Source organism: Pseudomonas sp. GW821-FHT09E12, assembly GCF_059416085.1.
Genome location: NZ_JBWKOM010000007.1, coordinates 229,684 through 245,319 on the forward strand (window position 1 = coordinate 229,684; position 15,636 = coordinate 245,319).

The window sequence follows — 15,636 nt, forward strand, 5'->3', positions numbered from 1 at the left end:
CCATGACTCTGCAAATCCGCCTGGCCACAGAGGCCGATGCCACCCTGCTCCCTGCCATCGAACGCAGCGCCGCCGCGCTGTTTCGCCGCGACCCCGAACTGGCCTGGCTGGCCGATGCCGAGGTGCCCGACGCCGCGCAGCACCGCGCACATATCCGCCAGCAGCGGGTGTGGGTGGCGGTGCTCGACCAAGAGGTGTGCGCCTTCCTCGACGCCGAAGCCTGCGCTGACGCGCTGCATATCTGGGAAATCTCGGTCGCCAGCGCCGCCCAAGGGCGCGGCATTGGCCGCCGCCTGCTGCAGACGGTGGGCGAACAGGCGCGCCAGCAGGGGTTTACCGCCCTGACCCTGAGCACCTTTCGCCAGTTGCCGTGGAATGAACCCTTCTACCAGCGCTGCGGTTTCGTCACCCTGGACGCCGAGCAATTGGGGCCGCGCCTGCGGCAGGTGCTGGCCGAGGAAGCTCGCCATGGCCTGCCGGCGGCCCGGCGCTGCGCCATGCGCCTGATACTGCCTGCCCACCCTATGCAACTGTAGGAGCGAAGCTTGCTCGCGATGACGGCCTGACAGGCCACATCGCCGCCGTTGAATGTGCCGGCCTTATCGCGAGCAAGCTTCGCTCCTACGGAAGATGGGTGCGGTATTTGAGATGGGGTGCGGGCCTGTCTTGAAGTGCTCGCGCAACTGTCAGAGGATGGCAAGCCTGGGGCTAGGGATTGTCGCCCACTCAGACAACAAGGACTCGTGCACCACCGTGGCCACTTACTCGCTGGTTATCCGCCGCCTGATGATCTGCTCGCTGACCATTGTCGTCAGTCGCGCCATCACCAGCCCCCTGCTCACCCTGTTCCTCAGCGAAAAACTCGGCCTCGACCAGCAGGACGTCGGCCTGCTGCTGGGGGTCGCGGTGTTCATCGCCACGCTGCTCGCGCTGTATGGCGGCTACATCCTCGATCGCCTGGACAAGCGCCGGCTGCTGATCCTGAGCATGCTCTCCAGCGGCATCGGCTTTGTATTGCTGACCTTCGCCCACAACCTCTACCTGACCACCGCGATCCTGGTGATCACCGAAACCGCCTCGGCGCTGTTCCTGATCGGCTCCAAGGCGATCATCGGCGAAAACCTGCCGGTGAGTCAGCGGGCCAGGGTGTTCTCCCTGCGCTACACCTTGACCAATATCGGCTACGCCACCGGCCCCATGCTCGGCGTGGTGATCGCCGGGCACCTGCCGCTGGCGCCGTTCCTGATCGCCGGCGCCATCGCCTTTCTCAGTACCCTGCTGATGCGCGGCATTCCAGCCACGCCGGGCCTGCCCTCGCTGAGCAAGCCGCAGAGTTTCCTCGACACCCTGGTGACCCTGAAAAACGACCGCACGCTGATCATGTTCACCTGCGGCTGCCTGCTCAGCACCATCGTCCATGGGCGCTTCACCCTGTACCTGTCGCAGTACCTGCTGGTCACCGAAGACGCGAAAAGCGCCCTCGACACCATGGCCGCCCTGCTGGCCTGCAACGCCATCAGCGTGATCCTGCTGCAGTACCAGATCGGCCGTTTCCTCAAGCGCGAACAATTGCGCTACTGGATCGCCGTCGGCACCAGCCTGTTCATCCTCGGCCTGATCGGCTTCAGCCTGGCCGACAGCCTGCTGGGCTGGTGCCTGGCGATGTTCGTCTTCACCCTTGGCGAGATGATCATCTACCCGGCGGAATTCCTGTTCATCGACACCCTGGCCCCCGAGGCCCTGCGCGGCAGCTATTACGGCGCGCAGAACCTCGCGGCCCTGGGCGGCGCCTTGAGCCCGGTGATCTGCGGCTACCTGCTGGTGCATACCCCGGCACCGACCATGTTCTATGCCCTGAGCAGCTTGACCGCCTTGGGCGGCCTGCTGTGTTTCATGAGCGGACGGCGGGTGGCCCAGGCCGCCACAGTACAAAAATAATGCACTTAAACAGCATTATTATGAATTTGTAGGCGCTTGGTTTGATCGGCACACTGTGCCGGTTCCTCCCCCCAACTGTTGGAACGTTTCAGGGCTTTCTGGTGCTCCAGACAAGCCCTTCTTTTTGCCCGCAAAACCGGAATTGGATCGCTTCGTCATGCTCGCTCGCTGGAAACCCGCCGCCATCAATACCCGCCCCTCGGAATGGAGCCGCGCCGCGATCGGCATGGCCTTGGGCACGCTGTTCAGTGTCTGGTTGTGCGGCCGGGTGTTCGGCATGGAGGTGGCGCTGCACCTGATCGGTCCGCTGGGGGCCTCGGCGGTGCTGCTGTTCGCGGTGTCGTCGGGGGCGCTGGCGCAACCCTGGTCGATCCTCGGCGGCTACCTGTGCGCCGCGGTCCTGGCGTTGCTGGTGGCCCATGTGCTCGGGCGCACCCTGGGCAGCGCCTGCCTGGCCGCCGGCATGTCCCTGGTGCTGATGTGCTGGCTGCGCTGCCTGCATCCGCCGGCCGGCGCCGTGGCCCTGACGATGGTGCTGGCCGACCCGGCCACCATCGCCCTCGACTGGCAGGCCCTGGGCCCGGTGATGCTGGCGGCCCTGTGCCTGTTGCTCAGCGCCCTGGCCTACAACAACCTGACCCGCATCCGCTACCCCAAGGGCCAGAGCGAACCCGCGACCCAACTGCCCGCCGACCATCCGCCGCCGAGCGATACCCAGGCCATCACCGCCGCCGACCTCAAGCTGGCGCTGGATGAAATGCAGGAGTTCTTCGACGTCACCCCGCAAGATCTGGAGCAACTGATCCACGCCAGTGAGGCCCATGCGCGCCGGCGCAGTATTGGCGAGGTGTTGGCGCCGCGGGTTTGATCGGGTTATCCGGACAGATCGCGAACCCAGGTTTTGCGGCAACTGCGTTGCCGATCGCAGCCTCGCGGGCTCGGCAGCGGCTACACGGGCTCCGCAATCCCTGTAGCCGCTGCCGCAGGCTGCGCTCGACCGCGAAGCGGTCGTAAGACCAGGCGCCGCGTTTTACGACTCAGATCATCGGATCCCAGCGCTGCGACCAGTCGGTGTCGCTGGCGATGACTTCGCGCAGCACCTCGAAGGCCTGCTGCAGCTGCGCCGAATCCCGTTCGCGGGCGTACAGCAGGTAGGTCGGAAAGTTGAATTCCGGGGCCTTTTCCACCCGTTCCAGCACGCCGCTGTCCAGGTAGCTTTGCACCACCCGGGTGCGGAAGTAGCCGCTGCCACCGCCTTCGAGAATGAACTGCAAGGCCAGCGGCCCGAGGTTGAAACCCACCGCGGCCTTGGCCTGATCCGGCAGCGCCGCGTCGTGCTGGCGACGGAAATCCTCGCCCCAATCGATGTACACATAAGGCTCGGGTTTGCCGGCCAGGCGCACCAGGATCAGCTTTTCCTCCAGCAACTGCTCGACCTGCAACCCCGGCCCGTACACCGGCTGGAACACCAGCGCGGCGTCCAGCACACCGAGCTCCAGCTGGCGTTGCAGGCTCGCGCCCTCGGCGATCTGGCTGCGCACCGCGTGGCTGGGAATCGCCTGGCGCAAGCGCCTTACCCAGTTGAGCATCAGCGGGTTGCACAGGCTGACTTCACCGCCGATGTGCAGCACGTTGCGATAACCGGCCAGCAGCGGCAGGTCGCGCTGGGCGGCTTCCCAGGTCTGCACCAGCTGGTTGGCGTAGACGATGAACGCCTCGCCGTCGGCCGTCAGCCGGGCCCCGGCGCGGTTGCGCACGAACAGCTTGCAGTTGAGCTGGCCTTCGAGGTTCTGCACCCGGGCGCTGATCGCGGTCTGGGTCAGGTGCAGGCGTTCGGCCGCGGCGATCAGGCTGCCGCTGCGGACGATTTGCAAAAAGGTGCGGGCCAGGTCGATGTCCATGTTGCCTCTGGGTCACGAAAGTCGAGCGCCATTGTAGCGAGCCTCGGCCATCGAACCAGGTTTTCAACTCTTGCCCGGGACTGACCATGACAAGCTGACAGCTGGATAACAGCCACGACATGTTGCAGTAAGCTTAGTTGTTTCCAACTCCGGCAACACCGCGACTTTACTGACGCCGTACAAATAATGTCTTATTTGTCAGGTTACTTCGTGAAATATCTTCCCCGACCCGACAAACAATATTTTCACAAAAACCCCACTTAACCTCGACACAACTCCTCGAAGAATTAACGGGCTCGCCATTCTGGGAATTGTCGATGTCGCAATCATTAAAAACCTCCTTCAATCATTATCTGCAGCAACTTTCCCGATATGCCTTGGTCGGCGTTCTCGCCACCTTGAGTCACTACGCGTTGTTCCTGGCCCTGCTCGCGTGCATGCCGGCGCTGCTGGCGAGCCTGCTGGGGGCCGGCCTGGGCACCTGGGTCAGCTACCAGGGCAACCGGCGCTGGACCTTCTCCCGGGCGGACCGCCAGGCCAGGGCGGATCAGGCCCTGCGGTTCTGCCTGACGGCCGCTGGCTACAACCTCGGCAATGCCTTGCTGATGCTGTTTTTGCTGCGCTTCGAACCTGACTCGCCACTGCTGATGCAAGTGCTCAGCACCCTCTGCCTGACCCTGGTCAGTTACTGGATAAACCGAACCTGGACTTTTAAAAATGAAGTTGCCTAGTTGCGTTCAATCAGACACGCACGACATGCTCAGCGTTATTATCTGCTGTTATAACGAAGCTCATGTCCTGCCCGAGTTTCATCGCCGCCTGATGTTGGTGATGCAGACACTTCCGGTAACTTACGAAGTATTGTATGTGAATGACGGGAGCCAGGATGGCAGTTGCGACTTATTGGAAGCGTTCTGCCACATGCCCGCTGTACGTTGCCTCAACTTGAGTCGCAACTTCGGCAAGGAGTCGGCGATGTCCGCCGGGCTCGATCATGCCACCGGCGATGCACTGCTGTTTATCGATGCCGACTTGCAGGACCCGCCGGAACTGATTCCGCTGATGGTCCGCCAATGGCTGGCCGGCAACGACATCGTCAACATGCAGCGCAGCGACCGGCGCAGCGACACCGCGGGCAAGCGCCTGAGCGCCCGGCTCTACTACAAGCTGATGAACCTGCTGGTGGACAAGTACCCGGTGCCACCGGACGTCAGCGACTTTCGCCTGATCGGCGCCGCGCCCCTGCACGCGCTGCGCGCCATGCCCGAGCGCGCCACCCTGATGAAAGGCCTGGTCAACTGGCTGGGCTTCAAGAGCGTGGAAATCCCCTACGAACGGGCGCGCCGCGGCGCCGGTGAGTCCAAATGGAGCCCCATGGCACTGGTGGACCTGGCCATGGAAGGCGTGCTGGCGTTCTCCCGCAAACCCCTGCGCTGGTTCAGCGTGCTCAGCCTGGCGGCCCTGCTGCTGACCGGCGGCTACCTGCTGCGCCAGTGGCTGATCGAGGCCTTCGACGTGCATCACCTGATCCTCGGCGCATTGGCCCTGGCCCTGGTGGGAATCGCCATGGTCGGCGAGTACATCGGCGCCACGCTGGTCGAGGTCAAGCGCCGCCCCCTGTATTTCCTGCGCAGCACCTTTGGCGGTTTTCCCCGGCGGCTGGAAGCACCGCCCAGCGTGCAGTCCAACGAACAAGACGAGATCCGATGAACAACCTTTCAACCCGCCACCTGTGGTGGCTGCTGCTCGGCATCCTGGGCCTGCGCCTGATGACCCTCGGCCTTTACCCCCTGATGGACACCTCGGAAGCGCGCTACGCCGAAATGGCGCGCAAGATGCTCGAACTCGACGACTGGGTAACCCCAATGTTCGACTACGGCGTGCCTTTCTGGGGCAAGCCGCCGCTGGCCTTCTGGACCCAGGCCCTGGGCATGCAGTTACTGGGCATCAACGAGTTCGCCGCGCGCTTGCCCGCCTGGCTGCTGCATGTCGGCAGTTGCCTGATCGTCATCCGCTTCGCCCGCGAGGAATACGACGAACGCACAGGGCTGGTGGCGGCCATCCTGTTTTCCAGCTCCAGCCTGGGCCTGGTCTCGGCGGGTGTGGTGCTGACCGATCCGGCCCTGGGCTTCGCCGTGTTGCTGGCCGGTTATGGCTTCTGGCGCGGCACCGTGCATGGCGACCGGGCCTGGGCCCTGGCCGGCTACTTCGGCCTCGGTCTGGGGCTGCTGGCCAAGGGACCGCTGGTGCTGGTGCTGATGGGCGTCCAGGCGGGGCTCTGGACCTTGCTGAACAAACAATGGCGCGCCCTCCGGGCCCTGCCCTGGTTCAGCGGCCTGGCGCTGATGCTGCTGGTGGCGCTGCCCTGGTATGTATGGACCGAACTGCGCAGCCCCGGGTTTCTCGATTACTTCCTAGTGGGCGAACACTGGAAACGCTATGTGATCAGCGACTGGGCCGGCGACCTGTATGGCAGCGCCCATGCCCGCCCGCCCGGCAGCATCTGGCTGGACCTGCTGCTGGCGCTGTTTCCCTGGAGCCTGTTCCTGCCCCTGCTGTACGGGGTCTATCGGCAGCAGGCGGGCATGCGTCCCAGCCTGAGCTTCATCAGCCTGTGGGCGCTCACCACCCCGCTGTTCTTCACCTTCTCCGGCAACATCCTCTGGACCTATGTGCTGCCCGCCCTGCCCGCCTGGTGCCTGCTGCTGGCGCTGGCCCTGCGCACGCGCTTGAACGCCCCCGGCAAACTGGTGGCCGGCCTGGCGCTGGCCCTGCCCCTGGGGATGACGGTCGCGGTGGTCGAGGGCGGAACCTTCCAGCGCCCACAGAACCAGCAAGCCCTGGCCCGGGCCTGGAGCGACCTGCAAGCGACCGAGGCCGCGCCGCTGTACTACTGGGGGCGGCGCTCCTATTCAGGGGAGTTCTACAGCGCGGGGCAGGCGCGGCGGGTCAAGGACCTCGCGGAGTTGCCCGCCAGCGGCGCCTTCTACCTGGCGCGCCGGGCCAAGGACTTGGGCCGGGACCGCGCGCAGCTGCAACCCCTGGGCTGCGAGGAGCGGCTGCGGGCCAGCCAGAGCGTGCTGTTCAAGTGTTCCGGGCGTTGAAGGCAGGCCATGGGCGGCGCTGTCGCGAGCCCCGCGCGCCCATGCAAAAATGCACAGCCAACCTGCAGTTATCCCGGTTGTACATGGCAAATTTGCACTGTTACGATCCCTCATCGTTCGCGCGCGAACACACCTATAAAGAACAATAAAAGCAGGGAGTTAGTGATGACTGCTCAGGTTCCATCCCAGGCCACGCGAGACGCCGGCGCCACGTCGGTCGAGGCCTCGCCACAGGACGTGCTGGCCGAAGTCCGCAACCATATCGGTCACCTGACCCTCAACCGCCCCGCCGGCCTCAATGCCATCACCCTCGGCATGGTGCGCACCCTGCAGCGCCAGCTCGATGCCTGGGCCCAGGACCCGCAGGTGCACGCGGTGGTCCTGCGCGGCGCCGGCGAAAAAGCCTTCTGCGCCGGCGGCGATATCCGCACCCTGTACGACAGCTACCAGAACGGCCAGACCCTGCACGAGGAATTCTTCGTCGAGGAATACGCGCTGGACCTGGCGATCCACCGTTACCGCAAGCCGGTGCTGGCGCTGATGGACGGTTTTGTCCTCGGCGGCGGCATGGGCCTGGTCCAGGGCGCCGACCTGCGGCTGGTCACCGAGCGCAGCCGCCTGGCGATGCCGGAAGTCGGCATCGGTTATTTCCCGGATGTCGGCGGCAGTTATTTCCTGTCGCGCATCCCCGGCGAGCTGGGCATCTACCTGGGGGTCAGCGGCGTGCAGATCCGCGCCGCCGACGCCCTGTACTGCGGGCTGGCGGACTGGTACCTGGAGAGCGACCAGCTGAGCCTGCTGGACCAGCGCCTCGACAGCCTGCAATGGCACGACACCCCGCTCAAGGATCTGCAAGGCCTGCTGGCCAAGCTCGGTGTGCAGCAACTGCCGGATGCGCCACTGGCGGCGCTGCGCCCGGCCATCGACCACTTCTTTGCCCAGGCCGATGTACCGAGCATCGTGCAGCAACTGCGCGAAGTGACCCTGGGCGATACTCATGAATGGGCTGTCAGCACTGCCGACCTGCTGTCGACCCGCTCACCCCTGGCCATGGCTGTGACCCTGGAAATGCTCCGACGCGGCCGCCAGTTGAGCCTGGAACAGTGTTTCGCCCTGGAGCTGCACCTGGACCGCCAGTGGTTCGAGCGCGGCGACCTGATCGAGGGCGTGCGCGCCCTGCTGATCGACAAAGACAAGAACCCACGCTGGAACCCACCGACCCTGCAGGCGCTGGACGCCGCGCACGTGGCGAGTTTCTTCAGCGCTTTCGACCCCAGCCGGAGCTGAGCCATGCACGACATTGAATTGAGCGAAGAGCAGGTGATGATCCGCGACATGGCCCGGGACTTCGCCCGCGGTGAAATCGCCCCCCATGCCCAGGCCTGGGAAAAGGCCGGCTGGATCGACGACACCCTGGTGGCGAAGATGGGCGAACTGGGCCTGCTGGGCATGGTGGTGCCCGAGGAATGGGGCGGCACCTACGTCGACTACGTGGCCTACGCCCTGGCGGTGGAAGAAATCTCCGCCGGCGACGGCGCCACCGGTGCGCTGATGAGCATCCACAACTCGGTGGGCTGCGGGCCGATCCTCAACTACGGCAGCGCGGAACAGAAACAGACCTGGCTGGCGGACCTGGCCAGCGGCCAGGCAATCGGCTGCTTCTGCCTGACCGAACCCCAGGCCGGTTCCGAAGCCCACAACCTGCGCACCCGCGCCGAACTCAAGGACGGCCAGTGGGTGATCAACGGCGCCAAGCAGTTCGTCAGCAACGGCCGGCGCGCCAAGCTGGCCATCGTCTTCGCGGTGACCGATCCCGAGCTGGGCAAGAAAGGCCTGTCGGCGTTCCTGGTGCCCACCGACACCCCGGGATTCGTGGTTGACCGCAGCGAACACAAGATGGGCATCCGCGCCTCGGACACCTGCGCGGTGACCTTCAACCAGTGCACCGTCCCTGAAGCCAACCTGCTGGGCGAGCGCGGCAAGGGCCTGGCCATCGCCCTGTCCAACCTCGAAGGCGGCCGCATCGGCATCGCCGCCCAGGCCCTGGGTATCGCCCGTGCCGCGTTCGAGGCGGCGCTGGCCTACGCCCGCGAGCGGGTGCAGTTCGACAAGCCGATCATCGAGCACCAGAGCATCGCCAACCTGCTGGCCGACATGCACACCCGCCTCAACGCCGCGCGCCTGCTGATCCTGCATGCCGCGCGCCTGCGCAGCGCCGGCCAGCCGTGCCTGTCGGAAGCCTCCCAGGCCAAGCTGTTCGCCTCGGAAATGGCCGAGAAGGTCTGCTCCTCGGCGATCCAGATCCACGGCGGCTACGGCTACCTCGAGGACTACCCGGTGGAGCGCTACTACCGGGACGCTCGGATCACCCAGATCTACGAAGGCTCCAGCGAGATCCAGCGCATGCTGATCGCCCGGGAGTTGAAGCACTATCTGTTGTGACCCCAAAAGCTTCGCGGGCAAGCCTCGCTCCTACAGGCGCGCGTGTTGATCGCTATGACGCAAACAACACAACCCCGTAGGAGCGAGGCTTGCCCGCGAAAGCATTTCAACCCCCGCCAACCGATGTAGCCGCTGGCGCAGCCTGCGATCGACCGGGACGGTCGCAAGGCGGGCAACGCGGTTCGGTAGATGAACCGCGTCAAGGCCGACAGCGAGTCCTTCGGCCTCGATCGCAGGCTGCGCCAGCGGCTACAGGCACACGCGCTACCCGCGATAGCTTCCGTCACCACACAAAAAAATCGCAGCCAAGGCTGCGATTTTTCATGGCGAGCGACAACCCGGACTATTTGTCCTTGAACTGCGCCTCGCGCTTGGCGATGAACGCCGCCATGCCTTCCTTCTGGTCCTCGGTGGCGAAGGCCGCATGGAACACCCGGCGCTCGAAACGCACGCCTTCCGAGAGGCTGACTTCGAAGGCGCGGTTCACGCTTTCCTTGATCATCATGCTCACCGGCAGCGATTTGCCGGCGATCAGCGCCGCGACTTTCAACGCCTCGTCCAACAGCTCATCGGCCGGCACGATGCGCGCGACGATGCCACAACGCTCGGCTTCCACCGCATCGATGAAACGCCCGGTCAGGCACATTTCCATGGCCTTGGCCTTGCCCACGGCGCGGGTCAGGCGCTGGGTGCCGCCCATGCCCGGCAACACCCCGAGATTGATTTCCGGCTGGCCGAATTTTGCGTTGTCGCCGGCCAGGATGAAGTCGCACATCAACGCCAGTTCACAGCCACCGCCCAGGGCAAAACCGTTGACCGCGGCGATGATCGGCTTGCGCCGGTTGGCCACCCGGTCGCTGTCGCTGAACAGGTCGTCCATGTAGATCCGCGGGTAGGTCAGCTCGGCCATTTCCTTGATGTCGGCGCCGGCGGCGAAGGCCTTCTTCGAGCCGGTGAGGACGATGCAGCCGATCCGTGGATCGGCTTCCAGGCTGTCCAGGGCCTGGTTCACTTCGCTGACGATCTGCGCATTGAGGGCGTTCAGTGCCTGCGGGCGGTTGAGGGTGATCAGGCCGACGCGGTCCTTGATCTCCAACAGAATGGTTTCGTAACTCATGGATCAGCTCCTGCTAAAAGTCAGAGGTTGCGCGAAATGACCATGCGCTGAATGTCGCTGGTGCCTTCGTAGATCTGGCAGACCCGCACATCGCGGTAGATGCGCTCCAGCGGAAAGTCATTCAAGTAGCCATAGCCGCCCAGGGTTTGCAAGGCGGCGGAACAGACCTTCTCGGCCATTTCCGAGGCGAACAGCTTGGCCATCGACGCCTCCACCAGCGCCGGCTTGCCGCTGTCGCGCAGGGCCGCGGCGTAGTGCACCATCTGCCGCGCCACGGCGATCTGGGTGGCCATGTCCGCCAGGCGGAAAGCCACCGCCTGATGCTCGATGATCGGCTTGCCGAAGCTCTGCCGCTCGCGGGCGTAGTCACGGGCGGCCTCGAAAGCCGCGCGGGCCATGCCCACCGATTGCGAGGCGATGCCAACGCGACCGCCTTCGAGGTTGGCCAGGGCGATCTTGTAGCCCTCGCCCTCCTCGCCCAGGCGGTTGGCCAGCGGCACCTTCACGTCCTCGAAGAGAATCTGGCAGGTGTCGGAGGCGTGCTGGCCGAGCTTGTCTTCCACCCGCGCGACGCTGTAGCCCGGCGAGTCGGTGGGCACGATAAAGGCGCTGATGCCGCGCTTGCCTGCCGCCGGGTCGGTCACCGCGAACACGATCACCACCCCGGCGTTCTGCCCGGAGGTAATGAACTGCTTGCAGCCGTTGAGCACGTAATGCTCGCCCTCCCGCCGCGCGCGGGTTTTCAGGCTGCTGGCGTCGGAGCCGGCCTGGGGTTCGGTCAGGGCGAAGGCGCCGAGCATGGCGCCGCTGGCCAGGGGCTTGAGGAAACGCTCCTTCTGCTCGTCGTTGCCGAACTTGAGGATCGGCACGCACCCCACCGAGTTGTGCACGCTCATGATGGTCGAGCAGGCGCCGTCGCCGGCGGCGATCTCTTCCAGGGCCATGGCGTAGGCCAGGTAACCGGTGTCGCAACCGCCCCACTGCTCCGGCACCAGCATGCCGAAGAAGCCCAGCCCGGCCATCTCGCCGATGGCCTCGCGGGGGAAGCGATGCTCGCGGTCCCATTCGGCGGCGAACGGCTTCAGGCGTTCCTGGGCGAACTGTCGGGCCGCGTCGCTGATCTGCTGTTGTTCGTCATTAGGCAGCATGCTGATTCCTTAATACAGGCATTCGACGGCCATGGCCGTGGCTTCGCCGCCGCCGATGCAGATGGCCGCGACGCCGCGCTTCAGGCCTTGCTGGCGCAGGGCCGAGAGCAGGGTCACCAGGATCCGCGCGCCGGACGCGCCGATCGGGTGGCCCAGGGCACAAGCGCCGCCGTGGACGTTGACCTTGTCGTGGGGGATTTCCAGCTTCTGCATGGTGACCAGGCTGACCACGGCAAAGGCTTCGTTGATTTCGAACAGCTCGACCTGGTCGATGGACCAGCCGGTTTTCTTCAGCAGCGTCTTGATCGCCCCGACCGGGGCCACCGGGAACAGCCCCGGGGTGTCGGCGAACGCCGCGTGACCGTGGATCACCGCCAGCGGCTTGAGGCCACGTTTCTCCGCCTCGGAACGGCGCATCAGCACCAGGGCCGCGGCGCCGTCGGAGATCGAGCTGGAGTTGGCCGCGGTGACGGTGCCGCCGTCGCGGAACGCCGGTTTCAGCGCGGCGATCTTGTCCAGCCTGGCCTTGGGTGGCTGTTCGTCGTCGCTGATGGTCTGCTGTTCCTTGCCGACGGTGACCTGCAGCGGCACGATTTCCGCATTGAAGCTGCCGTCCTTGATCGCCTGCTGGGCGCGGGTCAGCGAGGCCACGGCGAAGGCGTCCTGGGCTTCGCGGCTGAAGCCGTTATCCTGGGCGCAGTCTTCGGCGAAGGTGCCCATCAGCCGGCCCTTGTCGTAGGCGTCTTCGAGGCCGTCGAGGAACATGTGGTCGAGCACCCGCCCGTGGCCCATGCGGTAGCCGCTGCGGGCGCGGTCCAGCAGGTAAGGCGCGTTGGACATGCTTTCCATGCCGCCGGCGATCACTACCTCGGCGCTGCCGGCCAGCAGCATGTCGTGGGCGGCGATGGTCGCGGCCATGCCGGAGCCGCACATCTTGTTCAGGGTGGTGCAGCGGGTGGCCTTGTCCAGCCCGGCGCCCAGCGCCGCCTGACGGGCCGGCGCCTGGCCGAGACCGGCCGGCAGCACGCAGCCGAACAGCACTTCATCGACGCTGTCGCTGGCCACCCCGGCACGCTCGACGGCGGCACGGATAGCGGCGGCGCCAAGCTGCGGCGCGGTCAGGCTTTTCAGCTCGCCCTGGAAGCCGCCCATGGGGGTGCGGACGGCGCTGACGATAACGATCGGATCCTGGTTCATGATCAATCCTCTTTACTTGGCTGCCATGCGCAAGGCGCCGTCGAGACGGATCACCTCGCCATTGAGCATGCTGTTGCTAATGATATGCCCGACCAGCGCGGCGTACTCGTCCGGCTTGCCCAGGCGTGGCGGGAACGGCACGCCGGCGGCCAGCGACGCGCGGACTTCGTCGCTCATGCCGGCCATCATCGGGGTTTCGAAAATGCCCGGGGCGATGGTCATCACCCGGATGCCGAAGCGCGCCAGCTCGCGGGCGGCCGGCAGGGTCAGGCTGGCGATGGCGCCCTTGGACGCGGCATAGGCGGCCTGGCCGATCTGTCCGTCGAAGGCCGCCGCCGAGGCGGTGTTGATGATCACCCCGCGCTCGCCGTCGGCGTTCGGTTCGCCTTCGGCAATTGCCGCCGCGGCCAGGCGCATCAGGTTGAAGCTGCCGATCAGGTTGACGTTGATCACCTGGCTGAAGCTGGCCAGGGCATGGGGACCGTGCTTGCCGAGGATCTTCTCGCCGCGCACGATGCCGGCGCAGTTGACCAGCCCGTGCAAGCCGCCGAACGCCTTGAGCGTGGCCTGCACCGCCGCTTCGGCGGCCGCTTCGTCAGTGATATCGGCGACCGTGCTCTGGCAACCGAGCTGGCGCGCCTGGGCCGCGACAGCCTCGGCGTTGAGATCCACCAGCATTACCTGGGCACCGGCCTTGACCAGCATCTGCGCGGTGGCCGCGCCGAGACCGGAAGCGCCGCCGCTGACGAGAAAAACCTTGTTTTCGATGTGCATCATGAGTTCCTGGGTAATTCAGGCCGAAGCCTTGTGCGCCGCGGCCTCTTGAGCCTTGGCGATTTCCTGGTTGCGCAGGATGAAGCGCTGCAACTTGCCGCTTGGGGTTTTCGGCAATTCGCTGACAAATTCGATTTCACGGGGGTACGAGTGCGCGGCCAGGCGCTTGCGCACATGCTGGCGCAGCTCTTCGGCCAGCTCCGGCGCGGCGCGGTACTGCGGGCTGAGCACGACGAAGGCCTTGACCAGCTCGGTGCGCTCCGGATCGGGCTTGCCGATCACCGCCGCCTCGACCACCGCCGGGTGCTCGATCAGCGCGCTCTCGACGTCGAACGGGCCGACCCGGTAACCGGAGGTGGTGATCACGTCGTCGCTGCGCCCGACGAAGCTGATGCTGCCGTCCGGGTTCAGCTCCACGGTGTCGCCGCTGAGGTAGTAGTTGCCGACGAAGGCCTTGGTCACCACGCCGTGGTAGCCGTTGAACCAGCACATCGGCGACTGGCTGCGGTCGATGGCGAGGATCCCCGGCTGGCCGACCGACAGTTCCTGGTGCTGCTCGTCGAGCACTACGATGCGGTGGCCCGGCGAGGCGAAACCGGCCGCGCCGACATGCACCGGGTGCTCCAGGCCGTGGTGGTTGCACAGGACCATGCCCAGTTCGGTCTGGCCGTAATGGTCGTGGATCACCACGCCAAGGTTGTCGGCGAACCAGCGGATCACCTCCGGGTTCAGCGGCTCGCCGGCGCTGCTGACAATGCGCAGCTTGCCCTTGATCGAGCGGGCGAACTCGTCGCCGCCGGCGATCAGCAGGCGGTACGCGGTTGGTGAACCGGTGAGGTTGCTGATCCCGTATTTGTTGATCACCCGGCAAGTGCTTTCCAGGGTGAAGGGCCCATCGTAGAAGGTGATCGGGTGGCCCAGGCCCAGCGGGCCGGTGACGCCGAAGTAGATGCCATAGGCCCAGCCCGGGTCGGCGACGTTCCAGAACGCGTCTTCGGGGCGCAGGTCGACGGCGTCGCGGGTGTAGCTCTGGAACGCGACGATGGCCTTGAGCGGCACGTACAGGGCTTTGGACGGGCCGGTGGTGCCGGAGGTGAACATCAGCAGGAACGGGTCTTCGCCGGTCAGCAGCACGGGTTCGCACTGCGCCGGGTAATTGCCCAGCTCGGCCCAGAAACTGAAGTCGCCACGGACGATGCCCTGGCCCTTGGCGCCCGCGACCGTGACGATGGTCGGGCAGTCCGCCACTTCAGCGAGCTTTGGCCGGTTGACCGCGTCGGTCACCACCACCTTGGCCCCGGAACTGCCCAGGCGGTGTTCGATGGCCTTGGGGCCGAAGGCGGTGAACAGCGGCTGGTAGACCGCGCCGATGCGCCAGGTGGCGAGTACCGCGATCAACAGTTCGACGTTGCGCGGCAGCAGGCCGGCGACCTTGTCGCCCTGGCCCACGCCCTGGGCCAGCAGGAAGTTGGCGAAACGCGCGGCCTGGTCCTGCAACTCGCTGAAGGTGTAGGTCGCGCTGCTGCCGTCGCGGCCCTCCCAGAACAGCGCGATGCGCCCCGGCAAGGCGTGCCGGTCACAGCATTCGACGCAGGCATTGAGGGCCGACAAGGAGCCGTGCAGGGCCGCGTCGACGGTGTGCTGATAATTGAAGTGTGCCGTGGCAGACAGGTAATCGCGCATTGCCAGAATCCCTCGCTGTTCTTATTAGGATGGGAACCAATGGGAACCACAAAGACATCAGGCAAATACTGGCGCCACGGCCCGGGCGGGACAATGGTCAAAGCTTTCAAGTTGCGTGACTGGTTTGGCCAAGAATCCCATGGCGATCAAGCCCCTGTAGCCGCTGCCGAGGCTGCGAGGCTGCGACCGACCGCGCAGCGGTCGCAAGCCGGGCGGCGCGTTCGGCCTGACGCACGGCAAGCTCAGGTTTTGCGGCAACTGCGTTGCCGATCGCAGCCTCGCGCTGCTCGGCAGCGGCTACCCAGGTTCCCCGTAGCCGCTGCCGCAGGGAG

Annotated in this window: 14 protein-coding genes; 8 read left to right on the forward strand and 6 right to left on the reverse strand. The window is 65.6% G+C overall.

Annotated features, from left to right (window positions below; all coding sequences use genetic code 11):
• Positions 1–2 precede the first annotated feature (2 nt).
• From AC07PQ_RS21520 to AC07PQ_RS21530, 3 genes are all read left to right on the forward strand, one after another.
• On the forward strand, positions 3–536 hold the full coding sequence (locus AC07PQ_RS21520) for a GNAT family N-acetyltransferase (protein WP_493186264.1): 534 nt from the start codon (positions 3–5) through the stop codon (positions 534–536).
• Positions 537–753: 217 nt separating this feature from the next.
• On the forward strand, positions 754–1,938 hold the full coding sequence (locus AC07PQ_RS21525) for an MFS transporter (RefSeq protein WP_493186263.1): 1,185 nt from the start codon (positions 754–756) through the stop codon (positions 1,936–1,938).
• 157 nt (positions 1,939–2,095) lie between these two features.
• On the forward strand, positions 2,096–2,806 hold the full coding sequence (locus AC07PQ_RS21530; RefSeq protein ID WP_493186262.1) for an HPP family protein: 711 nt from the start codon (positions 2,096–2,098) through the stop codon (positions 2,804–2,806).
• Between the two features lie 169 nt (positions 2,807–2,975).
• Here AC07PQ_RS21530 and AC07PQ_RS21535 read toward each other — a convergent pair whose 3' ends face one another.
• On the reverse strand, positions 2,976–3,839 hold the full coding sequence (locus AC07PQ_RS21535) for a LysR family transcriptional regulator (protein WP_007925718.1): 864 nt from the start codon (positions 3,837–3,839) through the stop codon (positions 2,976–2,978).
• Between the two features lie 317 nt (positions 3,840–4,156).
• On the opposite strand from AC07PQ_RS21535, the gene AC07PQ_RS21540 reads away from it, so the two are divergent.
• From AC07PQ_RS21540 to AC07PQ_RS21560, 5 genes are all read left to right on the forward strand, one after another.
• On the forward strand, positions 4,157–4,570 hold the full coding sequence (locus tag AC07PQ_RS21540; RefSeq protein WP_007925720.1) for a GtrA family protein: 414 nt from the start codon (positions 4,157–4,159) through the stop codon (positions 4,568–4,570).
• 25 nt (positions 4,571–4,595) lie between these two features.
• Positions 4,596–5,549, forward strand: coding sequence for a glycosyltransferase family 2 protein (locus AC07PQ_RS21545; protein ID WP_052034482.1), 954 nt, complete (start codon positions 4,596–4,598; stop codon positions 5,547–5,549).
• On the forward strand, positions 5,546–6,943 hold the full coding sequence (locus tag AC07PQ_RS21550; protein ID WP_493186260.1) for an ArnT family glycosyltransferase: 1,398 nt from the start codon (positions 5,546–5,548) through the stop codon (positions 6,941–6,943). Before AC07PQ_RS21545 ends, AC07PQ_RS21550 begins: the two co-directional genes overlap by 4 nt.
• A gap of 165 nt (positions 6,944–7,108) precedes the next feature.
• Positions 7,109–8,230 carry an enoyl-CoA hydratase/isomerase family protein gene (locus AC07PQ_RS21555; RefSeq protein ID WP_493186259.1) on the forward strand — a complete coding sequence of 374 codons (1,122 nt, stop codon included), beginning with the start codon at positions 7,109–7,111 and terminating at the stop codon, positions 8,228–8,230.
• 3 nt (positions 8,231–8,233) lie between these two features.
• Entirely contained in the window at positions 8,234–9,385 is a 1,152-nt protein-coding gene (locus AC07PQ_RS21560) for an acyl-CoA dehydrogenase family protein (RefSeq protein ID WP_101337936.1), read from the forward strand.
• A 343-nt stretch (positions 9,386–9,728) separates the two neighbouring features.
• On the opposite strand, the gene AC07PQ_RS21565 is transcribed toward AC07PQ_RS21560, so the two are convergent.
• The 5 genes from AC07PQ_RS21565 to AC07PQ_RS21585 are packed head-to-tail and all read right to left on the reverse strand — an operon-like array spanning position 9,729 to position 15,304.
• Positions 9,729–10,502 carry an enoyl-CoA hydratase gene (locus tag AC07PQ_RS21565; RefSeq protein WP_007925732.1) on the reverse strand — a complete coding sequence of 258 codons (774 nt, stop codon included), beginning with the start codon at positions 10,500–10,502 and terminating at the stop codon, positions 9,729–9,731.
• A 20-nt stretch (positions 10,503–10,522) separates the two neighbouring features.
• Positions 10,523–11,650: an acyl-CoA dehydrogenase gene (locus AC07PQ_RS21570; RefSeq protein ID WP_007925734.1), complete on the reverse strand. Its 1,128-nt coding sequence runs from the start codon at positions 11,648–11,650 to the stop codon at positions 10,523–10,525.
• Positions 11,651–11,659: 9 nt separating this feature from the next.
• The gene (locus AC07PQ_RS21575; protein WP_493186258.1) at positions 11,660–12,847 is read right to left on the reverse strand and encodes an acetyl-CoA C-acyltransferase; all 1,188 of its coding nucleotides are present in this window, start codon (positions 12,845–12,847) and stop codon (positions 11,660–11,662) included.
• 12 nt (positions 12,848–12,859) lie between these two features.
• Entirely contained in the window at positions 12,860–13,621 is a 762-nt protein-coding gene (locus AC07PQ_RS21580) for an SDR family NAD(P)-dependent oxidoreductase (protein ID WP_007925739.1), read from the reverse strand.
• A gap of 18 nt (positions 13,622–13,639) precedes the next feature.
• Positions 13,640–15,304 (reverse strand): AMP-binding protein, encoded by a 1,665-nt coding sequence (locus AC07PQ_RS21585; RefSeq protein ID WP_053261098.1) that lies wholly within the window; start codon positions 15,302–15,304, stop codon positions 13,640–13,642.
• Positions 15,305–15,636 lie beyond the last annotated feature (332 nt).

What these genes read in the sequence shown, in the direction of transcription:
- AC07PQ_RS21520 (WP_493186264.1), top strand. Translation starts at nt 3, where the DNA reads ATGACTCTGCAAATCCGCCTGGCCACAGAGGCCGATGCCACCCTGCTC.
- AC07PQ_RS21530 (WP_493186262.1), top strand. Translation starts at nt 2,096, where the DNA reads ATGCTCGCTCGCTGGAAACCCGCCGCCATCAATACCCGCCCCTCGGAA.
- AC07PQ_RS21535 (WP_007925718.1), bottom strand. Translation starts at nt 3,839, where the DNA reads ATGGACATCGACCTGGCCCGCACCTTTTTGCAAATCGTCCGCAGCGGC.
- AC07PQ_RS21540 (WP_007925720.1), top strand. Translation starts at nt 4,157, where the DNA reads ATGTCGCAATCATTAAAAACCTCCTTCAATCATTATCTGCAGCAACTT.
- AC07PQ_RS21545 (WP_052034482.1), top strand. Translation starts at nt 4,596, where the DNA reads ATGCTCAGCGTTATTATCTGCTGTTATAACGAAGCTCATGTCCTGCCC.
- AC07PQ_RS21550 (WP_493186260.1), top strand. Translation starts at nt 5,546, where the DNA reads ATGAACAACCTTTCAACCCGCCACCTGTGGTGGCTGCTGCTCGGCATC.
- AC07PQ_RS21555 (WP_493186259.1), top strand. Translation starts at nt 7,109, where the DNA reads ATGACTGCTCAGGTTCCATCCCAGGCCACGCGAGACGCCGGCGCCACG.
- AC07PQ_RS21560 (WP_101337936.1), top strand. Translation starts at nt 8,234, where the DNA reads ATGCACGACATTGAATTGAGCGAAGAGCAGGTGATGATCCGCGACATG.
- AC07PQ_RS21565 (WP_007925732.1), bottom strand. Translation starts at nt 10,502, where the DNA reads ATGAGTTACGAAACCATTCTGTTGGAGATCAAGGACCGCGTCGGCCTG.
- AC07PQ_RS21570 (WP_007925734.1), bottom strand. Translation starts at nt 11,650, where the DNA reads ATGCTGCCTAATGACGAACAACAGCAGATCAGCGACGCGGCCCGACAG.
- AC07PQ_RS21575 (WP_493186258.1), bottom strand. Translation starts at nt 12,847, where the DNA reads ATGAACCAGGATCCGATCGTTATCGTCAGCGCCGTCCGCACCCCCATG.
- AC07PQ_RS21580 (WP_007925739.1), bottom strand. Translation starts at nt 13,621, where the DNA reads ATGCACATCGAAAACAAGGTTTTTCTCGTCAGCGGCGGCGCTTCCGGT.
- AC07PQ_RS21585 (WP_053261098.1), bottom strand. Translation starts at nt 15,304, where the DNA reads ATGCGCGATTACCTGTCTGCCACGGCACACTTCAATTATCAGCACACC.